Below are 26294 nucleotides of genomic sequence, written 5' to 3'. Positions count from 1 at the left end.
GCCTGAAGCCGACAAGGGAAAAGATGTATCGAAAATAACTATTTATGTGATTGGAAACGCACTGAATGAGAATCGCACCAACAAAGTACCAGTAATTTTCAGACTGCCAGCGGCAAAATCCCCGACCTCGATTTATCAGCTATCCTCCTGATAAGGAAAAAGGGAGTTTAGCCAGATGCTGAAAATGATAATGGTCACCGCCCGCGATCGCGTGAGGCTGCAGGAAATCACCGGCGTTCTTATCCGCTATGGCTTGCAGGACATCGTAAAACTGCTGGGGTTATCCTCGCTGCATAACAAAATCCGCGGCAGCAATGCCCATGATGCATTGCCAATGCCGCAACGCCTTTGCGCCGCGCTCGAAGAATTGGGTCCGACGTTCGTGAAGCTCGGGCAAATTCTTTCTACACGCAGCGATCTGCTGGATCCGGCATGGACTGAAGCGTTGAGCCAGCTGAATTCCAGCGCCAATCCACTTCCGTGGTCACAGCTTGAACCTCAGGTCATCGCGACGCTTGGCGCTGCGCCTGCCGACGTTTTTGCCTCATTCGATGAAACTCCGCTCGCCAGCGGTTCAGTGGCGCAAATCCACAGAGCGCGTCTGCGAACGGGCGATGAGGTGATTGTTAAAATTCAACGCCCCGGCATTGAAACCACCCTCAAAGCAGACCTGCGGCTGCTGCGTTATCTTGCCGAAAGCCTCGAGCAGCAGAGCCCGGCATTGGCCCGCTTTCAGCCTGTGATGCTGGTGCGTTATCTGGAGAATGCGCTGTATCAGGAGCTGGATTTTTGCCATGAAGCGGCCAACGGTGAAAAATTCTATCAATTCTTCGCCGGTTCCGACGATATCGTGATTCCGAAGATCTACCCGGAGTGGTGCAGCCCCACGTTAATGGTGCAGGCATTTTTGCCGGGCATTGCTCCGGTCGACGGCGCCCAGCTTGCCGCTGCAGGGTTTGACGGCCAGCTTCTGGCACAGACTGGCGCGAAGGCATTTATCGATATGCTCTTTAAGCTACGGATTTACCATGCAGACCCCCATCCGGGTAACGTGATGGCGCTGAAGGGTAACCGGGTTGGTTTTATTGACTTCGGGATGGTCGGCAACCTGAGCGAGGAGCGCCGCGATGAGCTGCTGTCGCTGATTTACGCCATTAGCGAGCGAGACACCGGCGGTATTGTCGACGCGCTTATCGTCTGGAGCGACCAGGACTCATTCAATCTCACCGATCTGGAGCTTGCCGCCGGTTATTTCCTGCAAAAACAGGGCAATCTCAGGCTACAGCTGGGGAAAGCGCTGACGGATATGCTTTCCACCGCCCGCGAATTCCGCCTGACCTTACCGCCCGATCTGGTTTTGCTCTTTAAGGCGCTGATTACCGCCGACGGCGTGCTGCTGAGAATGGATCCGCAGTTCGATATCATCAGCATTCTTCGTCCGGTGATTAAAAAGGAGATATTGAAACGCTATGCCCGCGCAGGAAGCCGCAGGCATCTGCTCAGGCTCGGCAACCGCCTGCTCGACGGTGGAGATGCACTCCCGCAAACTTTGCGTCTGGTCATGCAGAGGCTGCGCCACGGCAAATTACACGCGGATATCAACGTAGAGAATATCAATCAGCTGGGAAAGTCGCTTGAACGTGCGGCATCCACGCTGGCTCTCGCCCTTGTTTTAGCCGCCCTGATGATAGTGGTGACGCCGTGGCTGTTTGGCCTGAAGGTAACGCTATTGGGCATTCCACTGTTCCCTGCTCTCGCTTTATTGTGCGCCGTCGCAGGAAGCGTGTGGTTGATATTCAGATTGTTGAGGCGGTGAGCTTAGCCCCAGCAGAATAGCACCGAATAACAGTTATAGCTCCGCAAGACGGAGCTTCATTATTTTTCCAATGGTTATTTAATACAGGCTTGTAATCCAGGCATTAATTGGGACAGGTAAAAGATCCTGAGGGTGATCGCCACCAAATGTGGCCCACTTGCTTTTCCCACTAATAATGGTCGAGGCAACTCTGGCATTGGTCTCAGCATTATAAACAGAAATTTTGATTTCGATTCTGTCTGGAATACCGGACCACTGGGTAGCCCTGTCTTCCCAATGAAGGATCTGTGGAACCACATAGTAACCACGGCTAAGCGTATGCTTGTCTTTTAAACACATCAGATCTTCACAATCAGAATATACGCTAACGCTATCGGAGTGGCGCAAAATTGCTGCTTTAACGACTGTGGCGGTGGTTTCGCCAGACCCTGCATAGCTGTGGGTTTCATAGATCCCATCAGTAGGTTTTGCTACCGCGACGGGTAAATCCTTGACTAACAGCTCAGTGCTCTTTTGAACATTATTGGTACTGTATTTAGCGGAGCAACCAGCAAGTAATACAACAGCAAAAACAAACAACAACCGTTTCATTATAATTCCTTATCGTTTAAAAGCTGGCGATAGTAGCAACGTTGTTGATGTTTAACTTAAATGTATATCAATAAAATAAGTGTTATAGCGGCAATGATTAAGCAAGAAGACTTGCCAGCCATTGCCGCGACGAATTAATGCACAGTATGCCGCAGCACCGGATAGGTAAACAGCAATAAATGGGTAATATTTAACCCGACGTGAAACGCGACGGCAACCCACAGTCGCCCACTCCACATCCATGCCAGGCCGTAAATAAGCCCCGCCAGCGCGGCAAAAATAATCAGCAGCGGCCCACCGGCGAAATGGAGCCCGCCGAATATTGCGGCTGAAATAATCAGTGCGGCAACCGGAGGCATAAAACCGGATAAACGCTGCTGGAGATAACCCCGGAATAATACCTCTTCCGCCAGGGAAACAAAGAAGATATTGGCGAACAGGAACGGCAATAGCCACTGCGGGAAATGCGGTTCAATCTTCAATCCACCCAGCGCCACCGCCAGCAACAGCAAGCCGGGGATCAATGCAACCAGCAGGATCCAACCGGGCCTCGCAGGCCGATATTTGGGCTCGCTAACAAACAGCGATTTCATCACCACCAGCAGAATAAAGGGCACCAGTGCCTTATCGAAGTTGTAATACATGGAGAACGGTGCGCTTTGCGGCCCGGCAATAACCGAGTCCAGCACCTTTGGATTATGGAAACCGGGAACAGCATGGATTGTCATCCCCACGGCAGCGGCTACCAGCAAAAACTCAAGCATATATCTGACCGGCTTTCTGTTTTCTACTTTCAGATAAGCCAGCGCAAGAAGCGCAATTGCCGTGAGTGAAACAAGCGCCCGCCAGTCGAGTACGCCCTCAAAGGCCCCCCACACCACCGTCGCCAATAATAAGCCGAGAGAAATCTTTTTATTAAATTGCAAAACCAATAAGGCCGCAGCCAGTAATATCCACATAGTTTGTCCTTAAATTTATAAACATCCTGCGGCGGGCTTTGTAGCAAAATTAGCTGCGGATATATAGTTTTTTAAGAAAATTATCACATGAAGAAATTACAAATGGACAACCCACGCCCTTGATGGCCGGGCGTGGGCTTATTTCAGCTATGGATTTACACCACCGCCGTCGTCAGGCGAGAAGTGCAACACAGCTGGTCTTGCTGATCGTAAATATCAATTTGCCACACCTGATGACGACGGCCGGCGTGTACCGCCCGGCAAACGCCGCGCACAATGCCGTCGCGTGCTGAACGGATGTGGTTGGCATTTACCTCAAGGCCCACCACCTTCTGTTCGCCTTCGGTGCACAGGTAACCTGCCACCGAACCCAGCGTTTCCGCCAGCACCACCGACGCACCGCCGTGCAGCAGGCCAAACGGCTGCCGGGTGCGCTCGTCCACCGGCATGGTGGCCTCTATTTCGTTGTCATCAAAACGCGTAAATTCGATACCTACATGGCCGACCATATTGTTCACGCCCATTTTATTGAGCGCGGCAAGCGTGGCTTCACGTCGCCAAATCATCCGATAATCTCCAGAAGAGCCTGTAATGGATGCCGTACGCCGTTGCCCTCAACGCGCTTGACCTGGCTGCGGCAGGAGTAGCCGGTTGCCAGACAGCGGTTGCGCGGCAGGCGCTGCATCGCCTGGTGCCAGGATAGTTCATAGATGCCCAATGAATTGGCGAGATTCTTCACCTCGTGACCGTAAGTGCCAGCCATGCCGCAACAGCCAACGCTGACGTTCTCGAGTTTCGCGCCAAAACGAGCAAAAATGCCGGCCCACTGGTTCGGGGCCGTCGGTAAAGCAGTCACTTCGGTACAGTGGCCGAACAGGTACCAGGCTTCGCCCGGTGAGTCCTGTACTTTCCGTTCTTTCAGCACGGCCTGGAGCCACTCGTGCACCAGCTGAACCTGAAAATCACCGCGTTCTTCACCTAATGTCTGTTTATATTCATCGCGGTAGCACAGCACCAGCGCCGGGTCGACGCCGATCATCGGCATGCCGAGCTTCGCAATGCGATTAAGAAATTCAGAGGTTTTGCTCGCCGTGCGTGCAAAACGCTGCAGGAAGCCTTTAATGTGCTGCGCTTTGCCGTTCGGCGAGAAAGGCAGCACCACGGGCTCATAGCCCAGCTTATCCGCAAGCTTGATAAAGTCAGCCACAACCTGAGCATCGTAATAGCTGGTGAACGGGTCCTGCACTACCAGCACCGTTTTCGCCCGCTGCTCGTCGGAATAGCGCTCCAGCTGTTCCAGCGTCGTGTTAGCGGAGCGGTGGCCAACCATTTGCTGCTGCAACGTCGGCGTGGACAGCATCGGCAGGTCAACCATGCCGATATGCCGGCGGGACAGGTTCTGCACCCACGGCTGGCTCATAAAGAAGTTAAAGGTTTTCGGCGCCCGCGCCATCAGCGGCGCATAGCTTTCAACCGAGGCCACCACGTGGTCCCGCAGCGGGCGCAGATAACGCGTGTGGTAAAGCTGCAGGAAGCGAGAGCGGAATTCCGGCACGTCGATTTTGATCGGGCACTGGGTGGAGCAGGCTTTACAGGCCAGGCAGCCGGACATAGCCTCTTTCACTTCATGCGAAAAATCGTACTCGCCCTTGCTGGCATGCCACGAGTTGCGGGTACGCTCAATCAGCCCACGCAGGCTGGCGCGTGCCTCCGGCAGCTGTTTCTCAAGCTGCAGCGGGTCTACGCCGCGCTCGGCCAGCAGGCGCAGCCATTCGCGGGTCAGCGTGGCTCGCCCCTTCGGCGAGTGAATGCGATTGCTTGAGATCTTCATCGACGGGCACATCGGGCTTTTCACGTCGAAGTTAAAGCACAGGCCGTTGCCGTTACACTCCATCGCGCCGCGCCATGAGGTACGAACCGCGATGGGGATTTGCCGGTCGAACGTCCCGCGTTTTACGGCATCAACCTGCATCATCGGGTCATCTACGCCGAGCGGCGGGCAGATTTTGCCGGGGTTGAGGCGGTTTTCCGGATCGAAAGCGGCCTTAATGCGGCGCAGCTCTTCATACAGCGTTTCGCCGAAGAAAGCAGGGCTGTATTCGGCACGGAACCCTTTGCCGTGTTCACCCCAAAGCAGGCCGCCGTATTTTGCCGTCAGCGCCACCACGTCGTCGGAGATGCTTTTCATCAACATTTCCTGCTGCGGGTCACACATATCCAGCGCCGGGCGAACGTGAAGCACGCCCGCATCAACGTGGCCAAACATCCCATAGCTGAGGTTATGGCTATCCAGCAGCGCACGGAATTCAACAATGTAGTCCGCGAGGTGCTGCGGCGGTACGCAGGTATCTTCGGCAAACGGAATCGGTTTTGCCTGCCCCTTTGCGTTCCCCAAAAGACCAACGGCTTTTTTACGCATGCCGTAAATTTTTTCGATACCAGCAAGTTCATCGCAAACCTGCCAGCCAATCACCCCGCCTTCGCCTGCGGCTATCAGGGCATCAAGGCGAGCGCATAATTCGGTCACCTGGCCGTCGATAAGCGGCTGGTCATCGCCGGCAAACTCGACGATGTTCAGGCCTAGCATCTCTTTATCCGGCACGTCGGTAATCAACTCGCTGACCGAGTGCCAGACGATATCTTCCCGCGCCAGGTTCAGCACTTTGGAATCGACGGTTTCTACCGACAGCGCCCGGGCATCGACCATGAAAGGCGCATTACGCAGCGCTGAGTCAAAAGAGTCGTACTTGACGTTCACCAGGCGGCGCACTTTCGGCAGGCGGGTAATATCCAGCTTCGCCTCGGTGATAAACGCCAGCGTCCCCTCGGAGCCGGTCAGGATACGCGTTAAATCGAACTTACTCAGATCGTCATTAAACACGTGCCGCAGGTCGTAGCCGGTGAGGAAGCGGTTCAGCCTGGGAAATTTATCGATTATCAGCTGGCGCCGTTCGCGGCATCGCTCAAGCACGGTGCGGTAGATTTTTCCGCTCGTTGTCTCTTCGCGGGCCAGCTCTTCGGCAAGCGGCGTGGCCATCTGGTGCGTGTCAAGAATTTCGCCGTCCATCAACACGGCACGCACGCCCAGCACGTGGTCTGAGGTTTTGCCGTACACCAGCGACCCTTGCCCGGAGGCGTCGGTATTGATCATCCCGCCCAGCGTAGCGCGGTTACTGGTGGAAAGCTCAGGGGCAAAGAAATAACCATGCGGCTTCAGGAACTGGTTGAGCCGATCTTTGATGACGCCAGCTTCTACCCGCACCCAACCCTGTTCAGGATTGATTTCGATGATGCGATTCATGTAGCGGGACATGTCCACGACTATACCGCCGTTCAGCGACTGGCCGTTGGTGCCGGTACCGCCGCCGCGAGGGGTAAAGACCAGCGATTTAAAGCGCTCTTCGGATGCCACTCGGGTGATAAGCGTCACGTCGGCGGTTGACCGGGGGAAAACCACCGCATCCGGCAGCAGCTGATAAATACTGTTGTCGGTCGCCATGGTCAGGCGGTCTGCGTAGCTGGTGGCGGTGTCGCCGGTAAAGCCCTGTTGCTCCAGTGATGCTAAATAGCTGAGCACCAGCTGAACGACGCCAGGTGCCTGAGAAATTTGTGGGATCATTGACGGGTAGACCCTGTGTTGCGTGTAAGAGTTATCGTTTGCGTGTCTGTCTTGTTTTTATCATATTCCGCCACGATTTGCGGCTGTTATTTCAGATAACGCGAAGCGAATTGCGCCTGTCAAAAATCAGGGAAATACATCATCATTAAATTATCGCCATGCGAATTTAGCGCGGGTGCATTTTATTGAGGTGATTCTTCCTATGGTTAAAGTCAGTCAGCCAAAGGATCTGCTGCAGATCCTGCTGTCCGTGCTGTTTATTTCGGTGATGATTATCGCCTGTCTGTGGATCGTACGTCCCTTTGTTTTAGGCTTTGCCTGGGCCGGGACTATCGTGATCGCCACCTGGCCGCTGCTCATCAAACTGCAAAACCTGCTGTGGGGAAAACGCTCGCTCGCGGTGCTGGTCATGACGCTGCTCCTGCTGATGCTGTTCGTTATTCCGATTGCCATGCTGGTGAACAGCCTGGTGGACAACAGCGGCCCGGTCATTAACTGGGCGACGAAAGGACATATGGAGCTGCCGACCTTTGAGTGGCTGCACAGCATTCCCCTCATCGGCGACAAGCTTTACAGCGGCTGGAATACGCTGGTAAACAGCGGCGGCAGCGCGATTATGGAAAAGGTTCGGCCGTATATCGGCTCGACCACCAGCTGGTTCCTCGGCCAGGCCGTGCACATCGGTACCCTGCTGATGCACCTCGGCCTGATGCTGCTGTTCAGCGTGCTGCTCTACGCGAAGGGTGAAACGCTGGGGAACGGTATTCGCCACTTCGCCTTCCGCTTAGCGGACAAACGAGGTGATGCCGCCGTGCTGCTGGCAGGCCAGGCTATCCGCGCCGTCGCGCTCGGCGTCGTCGTCACCGCGCTGGTTCAGGGCGTGCTGGGCGGCATTGGCCTGGCCGTCTCCGGTATTCCTTACGCAGCCCTGCTCACGGTGCTGATGGTGCTTAGCTGCCTTATTCAGCTTGGCCCGCTGGTGATTCTGGTGCCCGCCATTATCTGGCTGTACTGGAGCGGCGATACCACCTGGGGTACGGTGCTGCTGGTCTGGAGCTGCGTCGTGGGGACGATGGATAACGTGATTCGCCCGATGCTGATTCGCATGGGCGCAGATTTGCCGATGATCCTGATTCTTTCCGGCGTTATCGGCGGGCTGATTGCGTTCGGGATGATTGGCCTGTTCATCGGTCCGGTGCTGCTGGCCGTCTCTTACCGTCTGATTTCGGTCTGGATGCATGAGGCTCCCGCCCCGCAGGACGATCCGCACGAGGTGGTGGAGCTGTTAGAAGAGCAGGAAACGCTGGACGTGAAGAAATAAAGGATGTGGGGGAGTTTGTGGTGTTCCTTAGCCAAAGCTCCCTTTGCTACTTTCTGGGAATGATATTTACAAGCCCCAGATTTTCCGTTCACCTTGCGAGCCGTTTTCCCTGCACGATCAGAAAACGGTGAACGTGTCCGGGGGCGATGAGGGCCGGAGAGCAATTCCACCCTCACCCCGGCCCTCTCCCAAGGGGAGAGGGGGAAAAAGACGATGGGGAACATTGTTTATTCCATCTCCCTTCCAGGGAGAGGGTAAAAATAAGAGGCGAGGCTCGGTTCCGGCTTAAATCGCCTCGGTTTTCTCTCCGACTGGCCAGGGTCCGGACGTCGGGAACGGCCGGAGGCTGAGAGCGTCGGGAACGCATCTCAGCCGACCCAGGACTGGGAGATAAAACGGAGGTCTGCCGCTTTAGCGGTCGATTTATTTGGCCGGGAGTCCGGGGTCTCGGGGGAATGACGGTGATTCTCCCGAGACATTCACCGGTGCGGTGGCTGCATATAAATCTGTACTTGAGGTGAACGGAGATTAATCCGGCCAGCATAATATGGCCAGGCGAGAACTAACACCTGCCACAGTGACTTAACGCAAATGATTAATAAATCTAATCATTAACGGGTTTTTCCCTCGTTATTCCAGCCATTGAACCGCCTTCACTCCGCTATTCTGACGTAAGTTCTTTACCTTTCGTTAACGATTGAGACGAATCTGAGAGACGCCACTTAGCCAGATGCCTACTATTTAACTCACGGTTATGAATCAACACGTTGATTTATAAGCATCGAAATCCCCTGAGTGAAACAACGAATTGCTGTGTGTAGTCTTTGCCCATCTTGATGATGGGCTTTTTTTTATTCTGATTTCGCAAAGTGATTAATAAGCACACCATGCAGAACCAGCGGGGCAACGGTCAGGTGGCTCTGCCCTTCTACCAGCGTAAAATCCACCCGGTGCGGCGCTTTAGCGATTAACGCGTTGGCCATATCTCGGTTGCCGTCGACCATTGCCCTCTGCCCGCGATGTTTTAACAGTCCGGCGCGTTTCGCCTCCGGCAACCTGGCTTCCCGCGGCTGCAGCGACTGCTCATATCCCCCAACCGAAATCGAGAGCTGAGTATGCCCCTCATCCGGTTGCCAGTTTTGTGCCATCCGCAGCAGATAACGATCATTCCACCATACCGAAGGGCTTGACGCGTAAAAGTGCTGGAAAGCGTCCGGCGAGGTCATAAACAGCCAGGTGGTAAACAGGCCGCCATACGAGTGACCAAAAAGCGCCTGCCGCTGCGGGTTGATTTTCCAGTGCTGTGCGACCCAGGGCCGGAGCTCAGCGTCAATAAACCGCCAGAACTTTTGCGCCTCGCCTGGTGCACCGGGCGGGTAAGTGCCGCCTGCCGGGTTAGGTTCCAGCGCGACTTTATCTACCGTTGGCCGGTAGTCTCGCTCCCGGCGGCTGTCGCCCGGGTAGTCAATAGCGACCACGACGCCGGGCGTGAGCGGACAGCGCTCACAGGTCAGGCGCTGCATCAGCGACACCGCCCCGGGGAAGACGGATTCGCCGTCCAGCAGATAAATAACCGGCCAACCTTCTGGCGGCGCTTTACCTTCAGGCCAGGAAACCATGATTTTATACTCGCCGTTCTCCGGCGAATTCAGGCTATGTACCAGAGTATTAGCCAGCGTGTAGGGCTTATCCTGCGTGACTGCCGCCCCCGAAGGGGCAGCGAGTGCGATAAGCGCCAAAAGCAGATAGCGCAAAAAAATTCTCCTTACCAGCGATAGCTGACGGTTGCGGTCAGGGTGCGGCCAATGCCGTAGAAGCACGCCGAATCAGACGCGCAGGAAGCCACATATTTTGTGTCCGCCAGGTTGTTGACGTTGAACTGCACGGCGGCGCCCTTCAGCTGAGGACTCACTTCGCCCAGCTCGTAGCGCAGCATCGCGTCATACAAATCCACGGCGGGTACTTTAAACGTATTTTTCGCATCGCCATAGCTGGTACCGATATAACGAACCCCGACGCCGGCGGTCAGGTTTTTCAGCACGCCATCAGGAATGGTGTAACTGCCCCATGCAGACGCCATATGCGTTGGAATGCGTGCCGGCACTTTCCCTTCGGTTCCGGCTACGGTAGTGCTCGCGGTTTCCGCATCCGTCCACGTATAGGAGCCTATCAGGTTGAGGCTGTTAAACAGCGTGGAGTGAACCTCCGCTTCAAGCCCTTTGGAGCGGATCTCACCGGCGTTTTCGAACCAACCCAGCGCGCCGTTGTACGTCCCCACGTTTGTCTGGCGAAGATCAAACAGCGCCAGCGTCATGAACGTCTCTTTCAGCGGCTGATATTTCAGGCCCACTTCGGTTTGCTTACCCAGGCTTGGGTCGAACGGCGAGGTACCCGGCGCACGGTTAGTCTGCAGGTTGGGTTCAAAGGAAGTGCTGTAGCTGATATAGGGCGACAGGCCAAAATCAAAGGCATAAAGCAGGCCGGTGCGCCAGGTGAACTTGCTGTCATTCTGCTGCGTGCTTTTGCCTTTAAGGCGGTCCGTCGTTCGCACCTCGGCCCAGTCGTAGCGCCCGGACAGCAGCAGCTGCCAGCGGTTCCAGCTCAGCTGATCCTGCAGATAAACGCCGGTTTGATCGAGATTTTGTTGGTCGTCGCTGACCGCGCTAAAAGTGCTTTCATCAACGTTGAGGCCGTATACCGGACGAGGCCAGTAGATATCGTATTTCGCTCCCATGCCTCGGCTAAGCTGCTGCCGGTCGTGGTTGGACTTGTAATCCAGGCCGCCCAACAGCGTGTGCCCTAACGTGCCTGTATCGAACTGCGCCTCGAGCTGGTTATCTACGCCAAACTCATCGGTATCACGCGTTTCTCGCTGCGCACGGCGCGAAAGTAACGTGTCGCTCTTCGAGGTGGAATACACGAGGTAACGATACTTCTGTTTGATGCTGGCGTAGCGAGCATTCTGGCGGAAGGTAAAGATGTCGTTGAAGCTATGCTCGAACTCATAGCCAACCATCGTTTGCTCGCGCCACGACTGGTCGTAATTAGGATCGCTGACGTTAAAGTCCCGCGGGATATACCCTGCGGCCGTTTCGGTCACCAGCCCTGCGGCAGGCAGGAAGTTACGATAGCCAGCCTTCGGATCTTTCTGGTAGCTGGTCAGCAAAGTAAAACGCGTCTGCTCATTGGGATACCAGGTCAGCGCGGGTGCAATCGCCATCCGCTGCTCTTTGTAGTCGGCCACCTGGCTGTGCTGCGTTCGTGCAATCCCGTTTAAGCGGTAAAGCACACGGTCGTCGTCGCTTAGCGATCCGCCAAAATCAAAAGCCCCCTCGGCCAGATGCTGGTTGCCTGAGCGAAACTGCACTTCATGTATCGCTTCCCTTGTCGGCCGCTTGCTGGTCATACTGATAAGCCCGCCGGGGTTCACCTGGCCAAACAGCACCGACGCCGGGCCGCGCACCAGCTCCACGCGCTCAAGCAGCCACGGGTCAAACGTCCCGGTCTGCGATGAAGCCGTTGCGCCGTAGCTCAGCCCGTCGAGATATTTTGGCACGTAGCTGAAGCCACGCACAAAAACCTCGTCGTTCCGGTTCGAACTTCCCCGATACTCCGTAAAAACGCCCGCCGAATAGCGCAGGGCCTGCGATACGGATGTCACATCCTGGGCGTTCATCTGGTCGCGGGTGATAACCGACACCGACTGCGGCGTTTTCACCAGGTCAGCCGCGGTTTTCGTCGCGGAAAGCGTTTTAGTCGCCACCATCCCCTTCAGCGGCGCCGAAGGATCTTCGCTCACCGAGCCGGTCACAACGAGAGTCTCCTCGCTGCCCTGCCGTTCCTGCGCCTGAACGCCGCCAACCATCCCCATGGTACTGAAGCCCATCAGCCAAAGGCTGTGGGTCACCTTATTGTTTTTAAAATGCATTACCGTAACGTCCCCTGTGATGAGGTGAAATAGCTTCGCCTTTCTCTCCTGTTACGTTTTGTCGTAAAACGCAACGACTCGCAATGTTATTGCAAATCAATCTCATTTGCATTAGCGTGTATGGACTTTTTTATCAGGAATGATGGACGCCATGAGAGCCGCGTGGAGCGCATTAATGTTGGGACTTTGTTCAGCGTCGGCGGTGGCCGCGACCTGCACCTTTACCGGCAGCCAGGGAGAGCAGGAGGGAAAGTTCGATGCCAGCGGTGAAATCTGCTTTGGGCTTCCGGCCCTGCGGGAGAATTACGCTAACGTCCGGCTGAGCGGCGTGACCGACGCCAGCCTGATTGACAGCAAAGGCAGGCTCTGGCGCGCGCTGGTGGAAAACGGGCCGGTGGACGGTAAACATAACCCGCTTTTTGCCCTGCCCGTCGGCCAGGCGTCAACGCTGGTGCTTCGCGGCGAGCCCGGTAAGCGCTGGCAGTTCCGCTGGCAGATTCGTGAGACGGTTCCGCTCAAACGCAATGAAATGCAATCCCCGGAAAGCCCTGCGCTGCTGGCGCTTGAGCAGGCGCTGAGCCGTGGCGCAGGTACGGACACGTTCTGGCAGGAAAGACGCGAGCAAGGTACGCCGCTGGTCGAAACGATAGACGCCAACAACAAGCGCGTTACCTTCCTGTGGCGTGGCGCGCAGGGCAACGTTTTTGTGCTCGGCTCTCCGGCAGGCGATCACGACCCGATGTTTCGCCTGGGGCAGTCCGATGTCTGGTATCGCAGCTATGTAGTGCCGGCTGATACGCTGATGCAGTACAAGCTTGCGCCTGATGTCCCGCTTACCGAAGGCACCGCTCGCGAGCAGCGCCGCGCAATTCTGGTCACGGCTCAGGCCGACCCGCTTAATCCGCAATCCAGCCCGTCGGGCCAGGGGGATCGCTGGAGTCGTTTCTCGCTTTTAGACCTCACCGCCCGCCGCTATTTTACGCCGCAGGCTACCTCGGAACCCATCCGCCATGGCTCGCTGGTTCGTTACCAGGTTGAGAGCAAAAAGCTCAATAACCGCCGTGAAGTGACGGTTTACCGGCCGCGAGGCAGCCAGCCCGCACGCTGGACGCTGATGCTGTTTGACGGCCGCATGTATCAGGATCGTTATCATCTCGCCAACGTGCTGGACGGCCTGATTGCCCGCCATGCCCTGCCGCCGGTTAACGCCGTGTTTATCGACAGCCTGGACGGCGAACGCCGTGAGAAAGAGCTGCCGCCCAATCCGGACTTTGCCGATTTTATGGCCCAGGAGCTGACGCCGTGGCTTAACCGCCAGGGCATCACCACTACGGCGCGGAAAACCATTGTGGCGGGTTCAAGCTACGGCGGGCTTGCCTCTGCCTGGGTTGCCCTGCGTCATCCCGAGACGTTTGGTAACGTGCTGAGCTTGTCCGGCTCTTACTGGTGGGCGCCCGAGGGTGAAATGCCGGGCTGGCTAACCCGGCAGTATCAGGCGTCACCGCGCTTACCCGTTCGTTTCTGGCTACAGGCAGGCCGCTTCGAAAGCAAAGGCGCGGACGGGGGAATTTACCGCAACACCCAGCAGCTTGAGGTCGTGCTGCGTGAAAAAGGCTATGAGGTGAGCTTTAATCCCTGGTCGAGCGGGCATGATTATGCGGCGTGGTGCGAGGCCATTATTACCGGCATGAAGGATTTGATTAAGCGGGGATAATAGCCGCCCCGGTGAGCTTCCCAATGCACGGCAGGAAGACACCGGAGCGGTTCCCTTTCTTTTTAATGAGAGGGGAGCGTTACTTGTTCAGTTCGGCGAGGCTTAGCCAGGTCTGCACCACGGTGTCCGGGTTCAGGGACAGGCTGTCAATCCCCTCTTCCATCAGCCAGGCCGCGAAGTCTTCGTGATCGGAAGGCCCCTGACCGCAGATCCCCACGTATTTACCCTGTTTCTTCGCCGCTTTGATGGCCATCGACAGCAGCGCTTTCACCGCATCGTTACGCTCGTCAAACAGCTCGGAAACCACGCCAGAGTCGCGGTCCAGGCCCAGCGCAAGCTGCGTCATATCGTTAGAGCCGATGGAGAAGCCGTCGAAGTATTGCAGGAATTCGTCCGCCAGCAGGGCGTTGGACGGGATCTCACACATCATGATGATTTTCAGCCCGTTCTCACCGCGCTTCAGGCCCTGACGCTCCAGCTCTTCAACAACCGCTTTCGCCTGGGCGACGGTACGCACAAACGGCACCATCACTTCGACGTTGGTCAGGCCCATTTCGTTACGCACGCGCTTCATGGCCGCACATTCCAGCGCGAAACAGTTACGGAAGCTGTCCGCCACGTAGCGACCTGCACCACGGAAGCCCAGCATTGGGTTCTCTTCTTCCGGCTCATAACGCTCGCCGCCCACGAGGTTGGCGTATTCGTTAGATTTGAAGTCGGACAGACGCACGATCACACGCTTCGGCCAGAACGCTGCGCCCAGGGTCGCGATCCCCTCGGTCAGGCGACCAACGTAGAACTCAACCGGATCGTCATAGCCTTTCATCATCGTGCGGATTTCAGCCTGCAGAGCGGGCTCCTGCTGGTCGAACTCCAGCAGCGCGCGCGGGTGCACGCCAATCATGCGGTTGATGATAAATTCCAGACGCGCCAGGCCAACGCCTTCGTTCGGCAGGCAGGCGAAGTCGAAAGCACGGTCCGGGTTACCGACGTTCATCATGATTTTCAGCGGCAGATCCGGCATCGCATCCACCGTAGAGCTTTTCACGGTGAAGTCGAGGATTTCAGCGTAAACGTAGCCGGTGTCGCCTTCGGCGCAGGATACGGTGACGTTCTGGCCGTCTTTCATCCGCTCGGTTGCGTCGCCGCAGCCCACAACGGCAGGAATACCAAGCTCACGGGCGATGATTGCCGCGTGGCAGGTACGCCCGCCGCGGTTGGTGACAATTGCCGCCGCTTTTTTCATGATCGGCTCCCAGTCAGGGTCGGTCATGTCGGTGACCAGCACGTCCCCCGGCTGAATGCGGTTCATTTCGCTGATGTCGTGAATAACTTTTACCGGGCCTGCGCCGATGCGGTGACCAATCGCGCGGCCTTCCGCCACGATTTGCCCCTGGGCGTGCAGCTGATAGCGTTCCATGACCTGGCCCTGAGAACGCACGGTTTCCGGACGAGCCTGAACGATAAACAGCTTGCCGGTGTGGCCGTCTTTCGCCCACTCGATGTCCATCGGGCGGCCATAATGTTTTTCGATTTGTACCGCCTGCTTAGCCAGTTCCTGAATTTCTTCCTGGGTAATACAGAAACGGTCGCGGTCGGCTTCCGGCACGTCTTCAATCCGCACCTGCTTGCCGTGTTCCTGAGTCGGGGCGTAAACCATACGGATTTTTTTCGAGCCCATGGTGCGACGCACGATAGCCGGATTACCCGCTGCAAGCGTTGGCTTGTGCACGTAGAATTCATCCGGGTTCACTGCGCCCTGCACTACCATTTCACCCAGACCCCACGCGGCGGTGATAAACACCACCTGATCGAAACCAGATTCGGTATCGATGGAGAACATGACCCCGGAAGAAGCCAGGTCGGAGCGCACCATGCGCTGTACGCCAGCGGAGAGCGCCACGCCACGGTGGTCATAGCCCTGATGCACGCGGTAGGAGATTGCACGGTCGTTAAACAGCGAGGCGAAAACGTGTTTCACCGCCACCAGCACGGCATCATAGCCCTGCACGTTGAGGAAGGTTTCTTGTTGCCCGGCAAAGGAAGCGTCCGGCATGTCTTCGGCAGTGGCGGAAGAGCGCACCGCAAAGGAGGCTTCGGCATCGTCGGCAGAGAGCGTTTGATAGGCTTCGCGGATAGCATCTTCCAGCTCGGGCTGGAAAGGCGTGTCAATAATCCACTGGCGAATCTGCGCCCCGGCTTTCGCCAGTTCGCTAACGTCGTCAATGTCGGTTTTATCCAGCAGCTCATAAATACGCTGGTTCACGCCGCTCTGGTCGAGAAAAAGGTTAAACGCCTCGGCGGTAGTGGCAAAACCGTTCGGGACGGAAACGCCCATACCCGAAAGATTGGTAATCATTTCACCCAGGGAGGCATTTTTGCCCCCGACCCTGTCTACATCATTCATGCCGAGTTGGTTATACCAAAGCACCAGCGATGACGAGCCGTTATTGGACATCGAAACAATCCTTTTTTAAATGAATGGGTACAAGAAACACCAGACTTCGTATTTAGCTTTGCATATTCCGGGGGGAGAATGAAACCGGTGAATCGTTCAAGCAAAATAAAATATGACATTTTCGGATAGATCCGCTCACTTCATAAACCATTGATTATCATATAATCCTTACAATACCAATGGTTATAGTGTTGATTTGAATATATTTCCGATGGTTTATTAAATTTAAAAACGCTATTTCACTTTTTAAATTAAGATTAGCGCTACTCGGAATGCCTTGTTTTACTTTATGCTTTGGGTAAACCGGTTCCCCGTTCAGGAATAAAAATGGATAACTTAGTCGATCGTCAGGTATTTTGTATTTCCGATGGCACGGCAATTACCGCCGAGGTACTTGGCCACGCGGTGATGTCACAATTCCCGGTATCTATCAACAGTATTACCCTGCCGTTTGTTGAAAATGAAAGTCGGGCAAAAGCGGTCAAAGAGCAGATTGACGCGATTTACCAGCAGACAGGTGTGCGCCCGCTGGTGTTTTATTCCATCGTGATGCCCACTATCCGCGACATCATTATGCAGAGCGAAGGCTTCTGTCAGGACATCGTGCAGACCCTGGTCGCCCCGCTGCAGCAGGAGCTGAAGCTCGACCCGACGCCCGTTGCCCACAGAACTCACGGCCTTAACCCCGGCAACCTGATGAAGTATGACGCGCGCATTGCCGCCATTGACTACACGCTGGCGCACGATGACGGCATTTCGATGCGCAATCTCGATCAGGCTCAGGTGATTCTGCTGGGCGTGTCCCGCTGTGGAAAAACCCCTACCAGCCTCTATCTCGCCATGCAGTTTGGCATTCGCGCCGCCAACTACCCTTTTATTGCCGATGACATGGACAACATTCAGCTTCCCGCGGTGCTTAAACCGCTGCAGCACAAGCTGTTTGGCCTGACTATCAACCCCGAACGACTGGCCGCTATCCGCGAAGAGCGCCGTGAAAACAGCCGCTATGCTTCCCTGCGCCAGTGCCGTCTGGAGGTCGCCGAAGTCGAGGCGCTGTTCCGTAAAAACCAGATTCGCTACCTCAACAGTACCAACTATTCGGTGGAAGAAATGGCGACCAAAATTCTCGATATTATGGGACTGAATCGCCGCATGTACTAAGAAACTAGTACAAAAGACCAATCGTGTATGCTAGGGTGTACAGACTGCGGTGGGGTAATCCCTTTGCCAAAGCGGGCAGAATGTTGAAATCGGTCAGCTTTGGTTTATTGTGATCCCCATCACTTCCCGGTAAATCTGCCGCAGAGAAGACAAAATTTCTGAGACACCCAATGAACAAAACAGATGAATTGCGAACCGCGCGCATCGACAGCCTGGTGACCCCGGCCGAGCTGACAGAGCGTTTCCCGGTTTCCGCTGACGTTGCGCAGCACGTAACCACCGCCCGCCGCAGGATAGAAAAGATCCTTACCGGGGAAGATAAGCGCCTGCTGGTTATCGTCGGGCCATGCTCTATCCATGACCTTGATGCGGCAATGGACTACGCTCGCCGTCTCAAAACGCTGCGAGAAAAACATCAGGATCGCCTTGAGATCGTGATGCGCACCTACTTCGAGAAACCCCGCACCGTCGTCGGCTGGAAAGGGTTGATTTCCGATCCGGACCTGAACGGCAGCTACCGCATTAATTACGGTATCGAACAGGCTCGTCGCCTGCTGCTGCAGGTGAATGAGCTGGGTGTGCCCACCGCGACAGAATTCCTGGATATGGTGACCGGGCAGTATATCGCCGACCTGATTAGCTGGGGTGCGATTGGCGCGCGCACGACCGAAAGCCAGATCCACCGTGAGATGGCGTCCGCGCTCTCCTGCCCGGTCGGCTTTAAGAACGGCACCGACGGCAATACCCGCATTGCGGTAGACGCCATTCGCGCCGCGCGTGCCAGCCATATGTTCCTCTCCCCGGATAAAAAAGGGCAGATGACGATTTACCAGACCAGCGGCAACCCTTATGGACACATTATTATGCGCGGCGGCAAACAGCCGAATTACCACGCGGAAGACATTGCCGCGGCCTGCGATACGCTGAGCGCGTTCGACCTGCCGGAGCATCTGGTGATTGATTTCAGCCACGGTAACTGCCAGAAGCAGCACCGCCGCCAGTTAGACGTCTGCGAAGATGTTTGCACGCAAATTCGCAACGGCTCCAGGGCGATCGCCGGGATCATGGCGGAAAGCTTCCTGCAAGAAGGGACGCAGCAAATCGTCGCCGGCCAGCCGCTGACCTACGGCCAGTCGATCACCGATCCTTGCCTTAACTGGGAAGATACGGAAACTCTGGTCGCCATGCTGGCCCAGGCAATCGACAGACGCTTCTGACCCAACCTTCCGGCGGGGAGCCCAATAACCCGCCGGATATCATAGCATTACGCTTCGCGACAACGTGCCCGCAGAGAAATTCCCTGATTCACAGAATTATTACAAATAATGCTTGCCGCCGATCCTGCTTTTTCTGATAATGATTCTCATTGTTACACTGATTGTCATTTGTAAACAGAGTGAAGCGTATGGACAAACCATTCACCCCCGCCCGCCCGCAGACAGGGACAGAACCGCGTCAGGTTGACAGCAAAACGCTGCTCGGCGCCGATGGCCGTGTCGTTATCGTGCACGAAGGGCAGCAGTATCTGTTACGCCAGACTCAGGCCGGGAAGCTCATCCTGACCAAATAAATTAAACAAACCGTTCCCCAAATCCAAAAGGGGAAATTAGCCAGCCACCCAGGTCATCCCCAGGCAGCCAGCGCTTTCGTTATTCTTATGGAGAGTTGCGCTATGCCTTGCACCAACACAGCAGGTTTTCGTCTGTCTGTACTCACGTTAGCCGTTTTTACTGCCCTGCCCGCCTTTGCTAAAGATGAGCAGATGACCGTGGTTGCCACCGGTAACCAGCGCAGTACCTTCGAAGCCCCGATGATGGTCAGCGTTATCGACGCGAATTCGCCGGAGAGCCAGACGTCCACCTCTGCCGCTGACATGCTGCGTAAAGTGCCGGGGATAACTATCGATGGCACCGGGCGCACCAACGGCCAGGACATCAACATGCGCGGCTACGACCGCCGCGGCGTGCTGACCCTGGTGGACGGCATTCGCCAGGGCACCGACACCGGCCACCTGAACAGCACGTTCCTCGACCCCGCGCTGATTAAACGCATTGAAGTGGTTCGTGGCCCTGCAGCCCTGCTGTACGGCAGCGGCGCCCTGGGCGGCGTCATCTCCTATGAAACCGCAGACGCGGCAGATCTGTTATTTGCAGGCCAAAATAGCGGCTACCGCGTATTCGGCACCGGCGGCACCGGCGACCACAGCATCGGCATGGGCGCCAGCGCCTTTGGCCGCACCGACAACCTGGACGGCGTTGTCGCCTGGTCCAGCCGCGACCGCGGTAACCTGCGTCAGAGCAATGGCGAAACGGCACCTAATGACGAAAACATTGGCAACCTGCTGACCAAAGGCACCTGGTATATCGATTCCGCTCAGTCTCTGTCCGGCTCCCTACGTTATTACAACAACAGCGCGCGCGAACCGAAGAATCCGCAGACGCCGGATGCCACCGCCTCCAGCAACCCGATGACCAACCGCTCAACCATCCAGCGCGATGCACAGCTGAAGTACCATCTCGGCCCGCAGGATAACGACTGGCTGAACGCCACCGCGACGGCCTACTGGTCAGAGGCACGCATTAACGCAGAAACCCCTAACCAGGGCGGCGAGTTCCGCAAACAGACCACGAAGGGCGGCAAGCTCGAAAACCGCAGCCGCCTGTTTAACGACAGCTTCGCGGCTAACCTGCTGACCTACGGCGGTGAATATTACCGTCAGGAACAGGCTCCAGGCGGCCTGACAACCGGTTTCCCGCAGGCGAAAATCAACTTCGGTTCAGGCTGGCTGCAGGATGAGATCACCCTGCGCGACCTGCCGATTTCTATTCTGGCCGGCACGCGCTACGACAACTACAGCGGCAGCAGCCAGGGCTATAAAGACGTAGACGCCGATAAATGGTCATCCCGTGGGGCAGTTTCCGTAACCCCAACCGACTGGCTGATGCTGTTTGGTTCCTATGCGCAGGCGTTCCGTGCCCCGACCATGGGCGAGATGTATAACGACGCCAAGCACTTCTCCATCGGCACCCGCTACACCAACTACTGGGTACCAAACCCGAACCTGCGTCCGGAAACCAACGAAACTCAGGAATACGGCTTCGGTCTGCGCTTCGACAACCTGGCGATGGCCAACGATGGCCTGGAGTTCAAAGCCAGCTACTTCGACACCAAAGCGAAAGATTACATCTCCACCACCGTGGACTTCGCCAAAGCGACCACCATGTCCTATAACGTACCGAAAGCCAAAATCTGGGGCTGGGACGTGACCGCGAAGTACACCGCCGATCTGTTCAGCCTGGATACCGCCTATAACCGCACCCGCGGTAAAGATGAAGACACCGGCGAGTACATTTCCAGCCTGAACCCGGACACCGTCACTACCACCCTGGACATCCCCGTTGCGCACAGCGGCTTCTCCGTGGGCTGGGTCGGCACCTTCGCCGAGCGTTCCACCCACATCAGCAGCTCCTATGCACAGCAGCCGGGCTACGCGGTCAGCGATTTCTATGTCAGCTATAAAGGGCAGCAGCAGCTGCGCGGTTTAACCACCACGCTGGTGTTTGGCAACGCCTTCGATAAAGAGTACTGGTCACCGCAGGGTCTCCCGCAGGATGGCCGTAACGGTAAAATTTTCGTGAGCTATCAATGGTAAAGGAGTTATTCATGAGTCAGCGTTACGACAGCTGGATCCAGCTTAAGCAAGAACACCCGAAGAAATACGCCCGGGATATCGCCAAACTGATGCACATCAGCGAAGCGGAACTGACCCATGCCCGAGTCGGGCACGACGCATGGCGCCTGAACGGCGATGTGAAAGAGATTTTCGCCGCGCTGGAAGCCGTGGGGGAAACGAAGTGCATCTGCCGTAACGAATATGCGGTTCACGAGCAGGTTGGCCGCTTCGAGAACCAACACCTGAACGGCCACGCCGGGCTGGTACTGAACCCGCGTGCGCTGGATCTACGCCTGTTCCTGAACCAGTGGGCAAGCGTGTTCCACGTCCGTGAAGAGACGGCTCGCGGTGAACGCCAGAGCATCCAGTTCTTCGACCATCAGGGCGATGCGCTGCTGAAGGTGTACACCACCGACAACACGGATGTTGAAGCCTGGAGCCAGGTGCTGACGCGCTTTATCCATACCGACAACCCGGCTCTGGATATTAAAGCCGTTGAAGAAGCGGTGATGACCCCAACCGTCGAAGCCGACAAAGTGGATGCCGAATGGCGCGCGATGACCGACGTGCACCAGTTCTTCCAGCTGCTGAAACGCCACCAGTTGACGCGCCAGCAGGCTTTCCGCCTGGTGAAAGACGACCTGGCCTGCCGCGTGGATAACGAAGCCCTCTCTCATTTGCTGAATCAGGCGAAAGAAGACGGCAACGAAATCATGATTTTCGTCGGCAACCGTGGCTGCGTGCAGATCTTCACCGGTGAAATTCGCAAGGTGGTGCCGATGGAGAACTGGGTCAACGTCTTCAACCCGGAATTCACCCTGCACCTGATGGGTGACACCATTGCCGAAAGCTGGGTAACCCGCAAACCAACCGCCGACGGCCACGTTACCAGCCTTGAGCTATTTGCCGCCGACGGCACGCAAATCGCACAGCTGTACGGCCAGCGTACCGAAGGCCAGCCGGAGCAAGAGCAGTGGCGCACGCAGATTGAAGCGCTGATCGGCAAAGGGTTAGCGGCATGAAACGCCTGCTGCTCGCCATCCTCGCCCTGCCGTTAATGGCAGGTGCGGCCGAGCGCGTGGTAACCATCGGTGGCGACGTCACCGAGATTGCCTGGGCTCTGGGTGCGGGTCAGGATGTGGTGGCTCGTGATAGCACGAGCCTTCATCCCGATGCCGTGAAAAAGCTGCCGGATGTCGGCTACCTGCGCCAGCTTAACGCCGAAGGTATTCTGGCTATGCGCCCGACGCTGGTACTCGTCAGCGCGCAGGCACAGCCCTCAATGGCGTTGAAACAGGTTGAGTCCAGCAAGGTGAAGGTTGTTACCGTCCCGGCCGAAAACAGCCTGGACAGCATTGACGCCAAAGTGGCGGCCGTGGCTAACGCGCTGGGTAAAACCGCCGAAGGCGACAAGCTGCGTAAGGAGCTTCACGACCAGTTGGCGGCGATCCCAGCCCAGCCGCTTGGTAAAAAAGTGTTGTTCATTATGAGCCACGGCGGCATGACCGCTATGGCGGCAGGACAGGAAACCGCTGCGGATGCCGCGATTCACGCTGCGGGCCTGGACAACGCCATGCAGGGCTTTAAGCGCTATCAGCCGCTGTCCCAGGAAGGCGTCATCGCCAGCAAGCCTGACCTGATTCTGGTCACCACCGACGGGGTGAAAACCCTCGGCGGCGAGGACAAGGTCTGGGCATTACCGGGCCTTGCACAGACCCCTGCGGGAAAAAACAAACGGCTGATGGTGGTGGATGACATGGCGCTGCTCGGCTTTGGCATTGATACCCCGCAGACGATCCTCGCCCTGCGTAAGAAAGCGGAGCAATTACCGTGATACGCCGCCCTTTGCCTCACCACGCCCTGTGTTTGATGGGGCTGGTTCTGCTGGCAATGGCGCTTATTGCCGCGAATCTCGGTGCCATGCGGCTGTCGGTTGCCGTGCTTTGGCAGGCGCATGACGACACGCTGCGCGATATCTGGCTCAACATCCGCCTGCCTCGCGTGCTGCTGGCGGCGCTGATTGGCGGCGCCCTGGCGCTGTCCGGCTGCGTGATGCAGGGGCTGTTCCGTAACCCGCTGGCTGACCCTGGTTTACTGGGGATCAGCAGCGGGGCCGCGCTGGCGGTGGGTCTGTCTATCGTGATGCCGCTGGCCCTGCCGGCGGTTTTGGCACTTTATGCTCCCATGTTAGCTGCATTTGTCGGCAGCCTGGCGGTGACGCTGGCGATTTTCCTGCTTAGCCGTAAGGGTGCCAACAGTTTGTCTCGCCTGCTGCTGGTGGGTATCGCTATCAACGCCCTGTGCGGCGCGGCGGTTGGCGTATTGTCGTGGATCAGCAACGACACCCAGCTCCGCCAGCTTTCGCTTTGGGGTATGGGCAGCCTGGGCCAGGCACAGTGGTCAACGCTGCTCGCCACCGCCTCTCTTATCCTGCCCGCAGCCGCAGGGATCTGGCTGCTGTCTAAGCGCCTTAACCTGCTCCAGCTTGGCGATGAAGAAGCGCACTATCTTGGCGTTGATGTCAAAACAACCCAGCGCCATCTGCTGATCCTGAGCGCGCTGTTGGTTGCCGCCTCGGTGGCGATCAGCGGCGTTATCGGCTTTGTCGGGCTGGTGGTACCACACCTGGTGCGCATGTGGCTTGGGTCCGATCATCGCTGGCTGGTGCCTGGCTCGGTGCTGGCAGGCGCGATGCTTTTGCTGGTGGCCGATACATTGGCGCGCACGGTTGTCGCCCCCGCTGAAATGCCGGTGGGTCTGCTGACCAGCCTGATTGGCGGGCCATGGTTTCTGGCGATGATTTTCCGCAGCAAGGAGAGAGCGTGATGGACGAAATTCTGCAGACGCATCATGTTTCGCTGAAAATGGGTCATCGTTATCTCATTGACGACGTTAACGTCAGCCTGAAGCCGGGCGAAGTGGTCGCACTGATTGGCCCAAACGGCGCGGGGAAATCCACGCTGTTGCGGCTGTTAACCGGGTTTCAACAACCGGACAGCGGGCGGGTCGCCCTGGCGGGGCATGATTTAAACCAGTGGTCCAACGACGCCCTTTCCCGCAAACGGGCGGTGATGCGCCAGCAAAGCAATATGGCGTTTAGCTGGACGGTAGAAGACGTGATCGCCATGGGCCGGGCGCCCTGGCCGCAGGAGTCAACGGCCAGCGTCGTGGCGGAAGTCATGGCGCTAACCGGCTGTGATGACCTGAGCGGCAGAGATTTTTGTCGCCTGTCCGGCGGCGAACAGCAGCGGGTGCAGCTTGCCCGGGCGCTGGCACAGCTCTGGTGCGACGGACAGCCCCACGGCTGGCTGTTTCTGGATGAACCAACGTCCGCGCTGGATCTCTACCACCAGCAGCACGTGCTGCGCCTGCTGCGACGTCTGGCCCAAATGGGCACGCTGTCGGTTTGCGTTGTGCTGCACGATTTAAACCTGGCCGCGCTGTGGGCCGATCGCATTGTTCTGCTGCATAAGGGCAGGATGGTCGCGGACGGCACGCCTGATGAAGTGCTGGACGAGCAAATTTTACAGCGCTGGTATCAGGCGGACCTGCGGGTATTCCGGCATCCGGAACACCCGGTTCCTCAGGTAGGTCTGCGCCAGTAATCAGCTGGAACAGCTGACTTCCAGCCGTTTTCCCCAGTCAGGCGGGCGCTGCGTCATGTCGTCCTGACGGTCGGTAAACGGCTGGAGCAATGCCTGATGCAGCTTAGCCAGTTCACGAGTATCGCCCTGCTCCGCCGCCTCGATTGCCCGTTGCGCCAGCCAGTTCCTCAACACCAGGGCCGGGTTCACCGCCTGCATTTTCTGCTGGCGTTCTGCATCACTCACCTGCTCGACCTGAAGCCTTTCGCGATAACGTCCAAACCACGCGTCAAAACTTGCCCGGTCGATAAACTCATCGCGCAGCGGCGAGGCGGCGCTGAGCTGTTCCGTCATGCTAAGCATGCGGAAGGTGCGGGTGTAATCGCTCCCTTCTTTGCTCATCAAAGCAAACAGTTCGCTGAGGATTTGGTTGTCGGCCGACTGCTCTGTGCATAGCCCAAGTTTGGCCCGCATCTGCTGGCCAAAGGCACGCATAATGGCCGGCTGATAGCCATCCAGAATAGCGTTCAGCTTATCGGCAGTAATAAACGGAGACAGCGTTTGCGCCAGCCGCTGCAGGTTCCACAGCCCTACGGCAGGTTGGTTATCAAAAGCATATCGCCCCTGATAATCCGAATGGTTGCAGATAAACTCAGGCTGGTAATCGTCGAGGAAGCCATACGGGCCGTAGTCCATGGTCAGGCCAAGAATCGACATGTTATCCGTGTTCATCACCCCGTGTGCAAACCCCACGGTTTGCCAGCTGGCAATTAACGCGGCGGTGCGCGTCACGACGTCGCTGAACCACAGCTCATAGCGTTCTTCAAGCCCCTGCAAATGCGGCCAGTGGTGGCGAATGGCGTAATCGGCAAGCTGCTGCACTTTCTCCGGCTCGCGGCGGTAATAGAAGTGCTCAAAGTGACCAAAACGCAGGTGGCTCTCAGACACCCGGAGCAGCATCGCCCCCTGCTCAACCGTTTCGCGCTGCACGGGCGTGTCGCTGGTGACAATCGTTAAGGCTCGCGTAGTTGGGACCCCGAGGGCATGCATAGCTTCACTGGCAAGAAACTCTCGAATAGTGGAGCGCAGTACCGCCCTGCCGTCTCCCATCCGCGAGTAAGGCGTTAAGCCAGCACCTTTCAGGTGCCAGTCAACTTTGCGCCCGTCGGCCAGCTGTTGCTCACCCAGTAAAATACCGCGACCGTCTCCCAGTTGCCCGGCCCAGACGCCGAACTGGTGCCCGCTGTAGACCTGGGCCAGCGGCTGCATGCCGGGCAGTAGCGTTTCGCCACACCAGACACCCTGATGCTGTGCGTCAAAAAGAGACCGTTCGAGACCCAACTCATCGGCCAGCGGCTGGCTGTGATAAAGCAGCCGCGCATTTTTTAGCGGCGTTGGGTTTAATTCGCGGTAGAAACCCGGCAGCTCGTCGTGCCAGGTATTCAGAAAAGTTAAAGTGTTGGTCATGGT

Annotated in this window: 19 protein-coding genes and 1 other RNA gene; 12 read left to right on the top strand and 8 right to left on the bottom strand. The window is 56.9% G+C overall.

The window, feature by feature from the left end:
• Positions 1–175 precede the first annotated feature (175 nt).
• Entirely contained in the window at positions 176–1816 is a 1641-nt protein-coding gene (locus ACE38U_RS17480) for an ABC1 kinase family protein (RefSeq protein ID WP_375530231.1), read from the top strand.
• Between the two features lie 78 nt (positions 1817–1894).
• Here ACE38U_RS17480 and ACE38U_RS17475 read toward each other — a convergent pair whose 3' ends face one another.
• From ACE38U_RS17475 to ydiJ, 4 genes are all read right to left on the bottom strand, one after another.
• Positions 1895–2407 carry a DUF4823 domain-containing protein gene (locus ACE38U_RS17475; protein WP_375530230.1) on the bottom strand — a complete coding sequence of 171 codons (513 nt, stop codon included), beginning with the start codon at positions 2405–2407 and terminating at the stop codon, positions 1895–1897.
• A 134-nt stretch (positions 2408–2541) separates the two neighbouring features.
• Complete coding sequence (locus ACE38U_RS17470; RefSeq protein WP_375530229.1) at positions 2542–3366, bottom strand: CPBP family intramembrane glutamic endopeptidase; 825 nt, start codon at positions 3364–3366, stop codon at positions 2542–2544.
• Between the two features lie 155 nt (positions 3367–3521).
• Positions 3522–3932 (bottom strand): 1,4-dihydroxy-2-naphthoyl-CoA hydrolase, encoded by a 411-nt coding sequence (gene menI, locus ACE38U_RS17465; RefSeq protein WP_176981138.1) that lies wholly within the window; start codon positions 3930–3932, stop codon positions 3522–3524.
• A complete protein-coding gene (gene ydiJ / locus ACE38U_RS17460; RefSeq protein WP_375530228.1) occupies positions 3929–6985 on the bottom strand; it encodes a D-2-hydroxyglutarate dehydrogenase YdiJ in 3057 nt (1018 codons plus the stop codon). The genes menI and ydiJ overlap by 4 nt, the downstream gene beginning before the upstream one ends.
• A gap of 202 nt (positions 6986–7187) precedes the next feature.
• Here ydiJ and ydiK point away from each other — a divergent pair, with 202 nt between their 5' ends.
• Positions 7188–8306, top strand: coding sequence for an AI-2E family transporter YdiK (ydiK, locus tag ACE38U_RS17455; protein WP_038473277.1), 1119 nt, complete (start codon positions 7188–7190; stop codon positions 8304–8306).
• Between the two features lie 748 nt (positions 8307–9054).
• Positions 9055–9161, top strand: an RNA gene (rprA, locus tag ACE38U_RS17450) — antisense sRNA RprA.
• On the opposite strand, the gene ACE38U_RS17445 is transcribed toward rprA, so the two are convergent.
• Both ACE38U_RS17445 and ACE38U_RS17440 read right to left on the bottom strand, forming a co-directional pair.
• Positions 9158–10060: an alpha/beta hydrolase gene (locus ACE38U_RS17445; RefSeq protein WP_375530227.1), complete on the bottom strand. Its 903-nt coding sequence runs from the start codon at positions 10058–10060 to the stop codon at positions 9158–9160. The genes rprA and ACE38U_RS17445 overlap by 4 nt on opposite strands.
• Positions 10061–10071: 11 nt before the next feature.
• Positions 10072–12234 (bottom strand): TonB-dependent siderophore receptor, encoded by a 2163-nt coding sequence (locus tag ACE38U_RS17440; protein WP_375530226.1) that lies wholly within the window; start codon positions 12232–12234, stop codon positions 10072–10074.
• A 151-nt stretch (positions 12235–12385) separates the two neighbouring features.
• Here ACE38U_RS17440 and ACE38U_RS17435 point away from each other — a divergent pair, with 151 nt between their 5' ends.
• Positions 12386–13948 (top strand): alpha/beta hydrolase-fold protein, encoded by a 1563-nt coding sequence (locus ACE38U_RS17435; RefSeq protein ID WP_375530225.1) that lies wholly within the window; start codon positions 12386–12388, stop codon positions 13946–13948.
• A gap of 79 nt (positions 13949–14027) precedes the next feature.
• Here ACE38U_RS17435 and ppsA read toward each other — a convergent pair whose 3' ends face one another.
• Complete coding sequence (ppsA, locus tag ACE38U_RS17430; RefSeq protein WP_176982414.1) at positions 14028–16406, bottom strand: phosphoenolpyruvate synthase; 2379 nt, start codon at positions 16404–16406, stop codon at positions 14028–14030.
• A gap of 327 nt (positions 16407–16733) precedes the next feature.
• Here ppsA and ppsR point away from each other — a divergent pair, with 327 nt between their 5' ends.
• The 8 genes from ppsR to ACE38U_RS17390 all read left to right on the top strand — a co-directional run bounded on the left by ppsR (position 16734) and on the right by ACE38U_RS17390 (position 24845).
• Positions 16734–17567: a posphoenolpyruvate synthetase regulatory kinase/phosphorylase PpsR gene (gene ppsR / locus ACE38U_RS17425; RefSeq protein WP_038473286.1), complete on the top strand. Its 834-nt coding sequence runs from the start codon at positions 16734–16736 to the stop codon at positions 17565–17567.
• 170 nt (positions 17568–17737) lie between these two features.
• Positions 17738–18784: a 3-deoxy-7-phosphoheptulonate synthase AroH gene (aroH, locus tag ACE38U_RS17420; protein ID WP_038473288.1), complete on the top strand. Its 1047-nt coding sequence runs from the start codon at positions 17738–17740 to the stop codon at positions 18782–18784.
• A 188-nt stretch (positions 18785–18972) separates the two neighbouring features.
• On the top strand, positions 18973–19137 hold the full coding sequence (gene hemP, locus ACE38U_RS17415) for a hemin uptake protein HemP (RefSeq protein WP_038473290.1): 165 nt from the start codon (positions 18973–18975) through the stop codon (positions 19135–19137).
• A gap of 102 nt (positions 19138–19239) precedes the next feature.
• Complete coding sequence (locus ACE38U_RS17410; RefSeq protein WP_038473293.1) at positions 19240–21219, top strand: TonB-dependent hemoglobin/transferrin/lactoferrin family receptor; 1980 nt, start codon at positions 19240–19242, stop codon at positions 21217–21219.
• Positions 21220–21230: 11 nt separating this feature from the next.
• Positions 21231–22262, top strand: coding sequence for a hemin-degrading factor (locus tag ACE38U_RS17405; RefSeq protein WP_038473295.1), 1032 nt, complete (start codon positions 21231–21233; stop codon positions 22260–22262).
• A complete protein-coding gene (locus tag ACE38U_RS17400; protein WP_038473298.1) occupies positions 22259–23074 on the top strand; it encodes a heme/hemin ABC transporter substrate-binding protein in 816 nt (271 codons plus the stop codon). The genes ACE38U_RS17405 and ACE38U_RS17400 overlap by 4 nt, the downstream gene beginning before the upstream one ends.
• Positions 23075–23109: 35 nt before the next feature.
• Positions 23110–24066, top strand: a complete 957-nt coding sequence (locus ACE38U_RS17395) for a FecCD family ABC transporter permease (protein ID WP_052048961.1) — start codon at positions 23110–23112, stop codon at positions 24064–24066.
• Entirely contained in the window at positions 24066–24845 is a 780-nt protein-coding gene (locus ACE38U_RS17390) for a heme ABC transporter ATP-binding protein (RefSeq protein WP_375530224.1), read from the top strand. The genes ACE38U_RS17395 and ACE38U_RS17390 overlap by 1 nt, the downstream gene beginning before the upstream one ends.
• Here the strand turns inward: ACE38U_RS17390 and selO are convergent, their stop codons facing one another.
• The gene (selO, locus tag ACE38U_RS17385; protein ID WP_375530223.1) at positions 24846–26291 is read right to left on the bottom strand and encodes a protein adenylyltransferase SelO; all 1446 of its coding nucleotides are present in this window, start codon (positions 26289–26291) and stop codon (positions 24846–24848) included.
• Positions 26292–26294: the final 3 nt, after the last annotated feature.

The sequence above is a fragment of the Cedecea selenatireducens genome (assembly GCF_042138895.1).
Classification (GTDB): domain Bacteria; phylum Pseudomonadota; class Gammaproteobacteria; order Enterobacterales; family Enterobacteriaceae; genus Cedecea; species Cedecea selenatireducens.
Note: the sequence above shows the minus strand (reverse complement) of the source record. Positions and strands in the feature narration are given on the sequence as shown.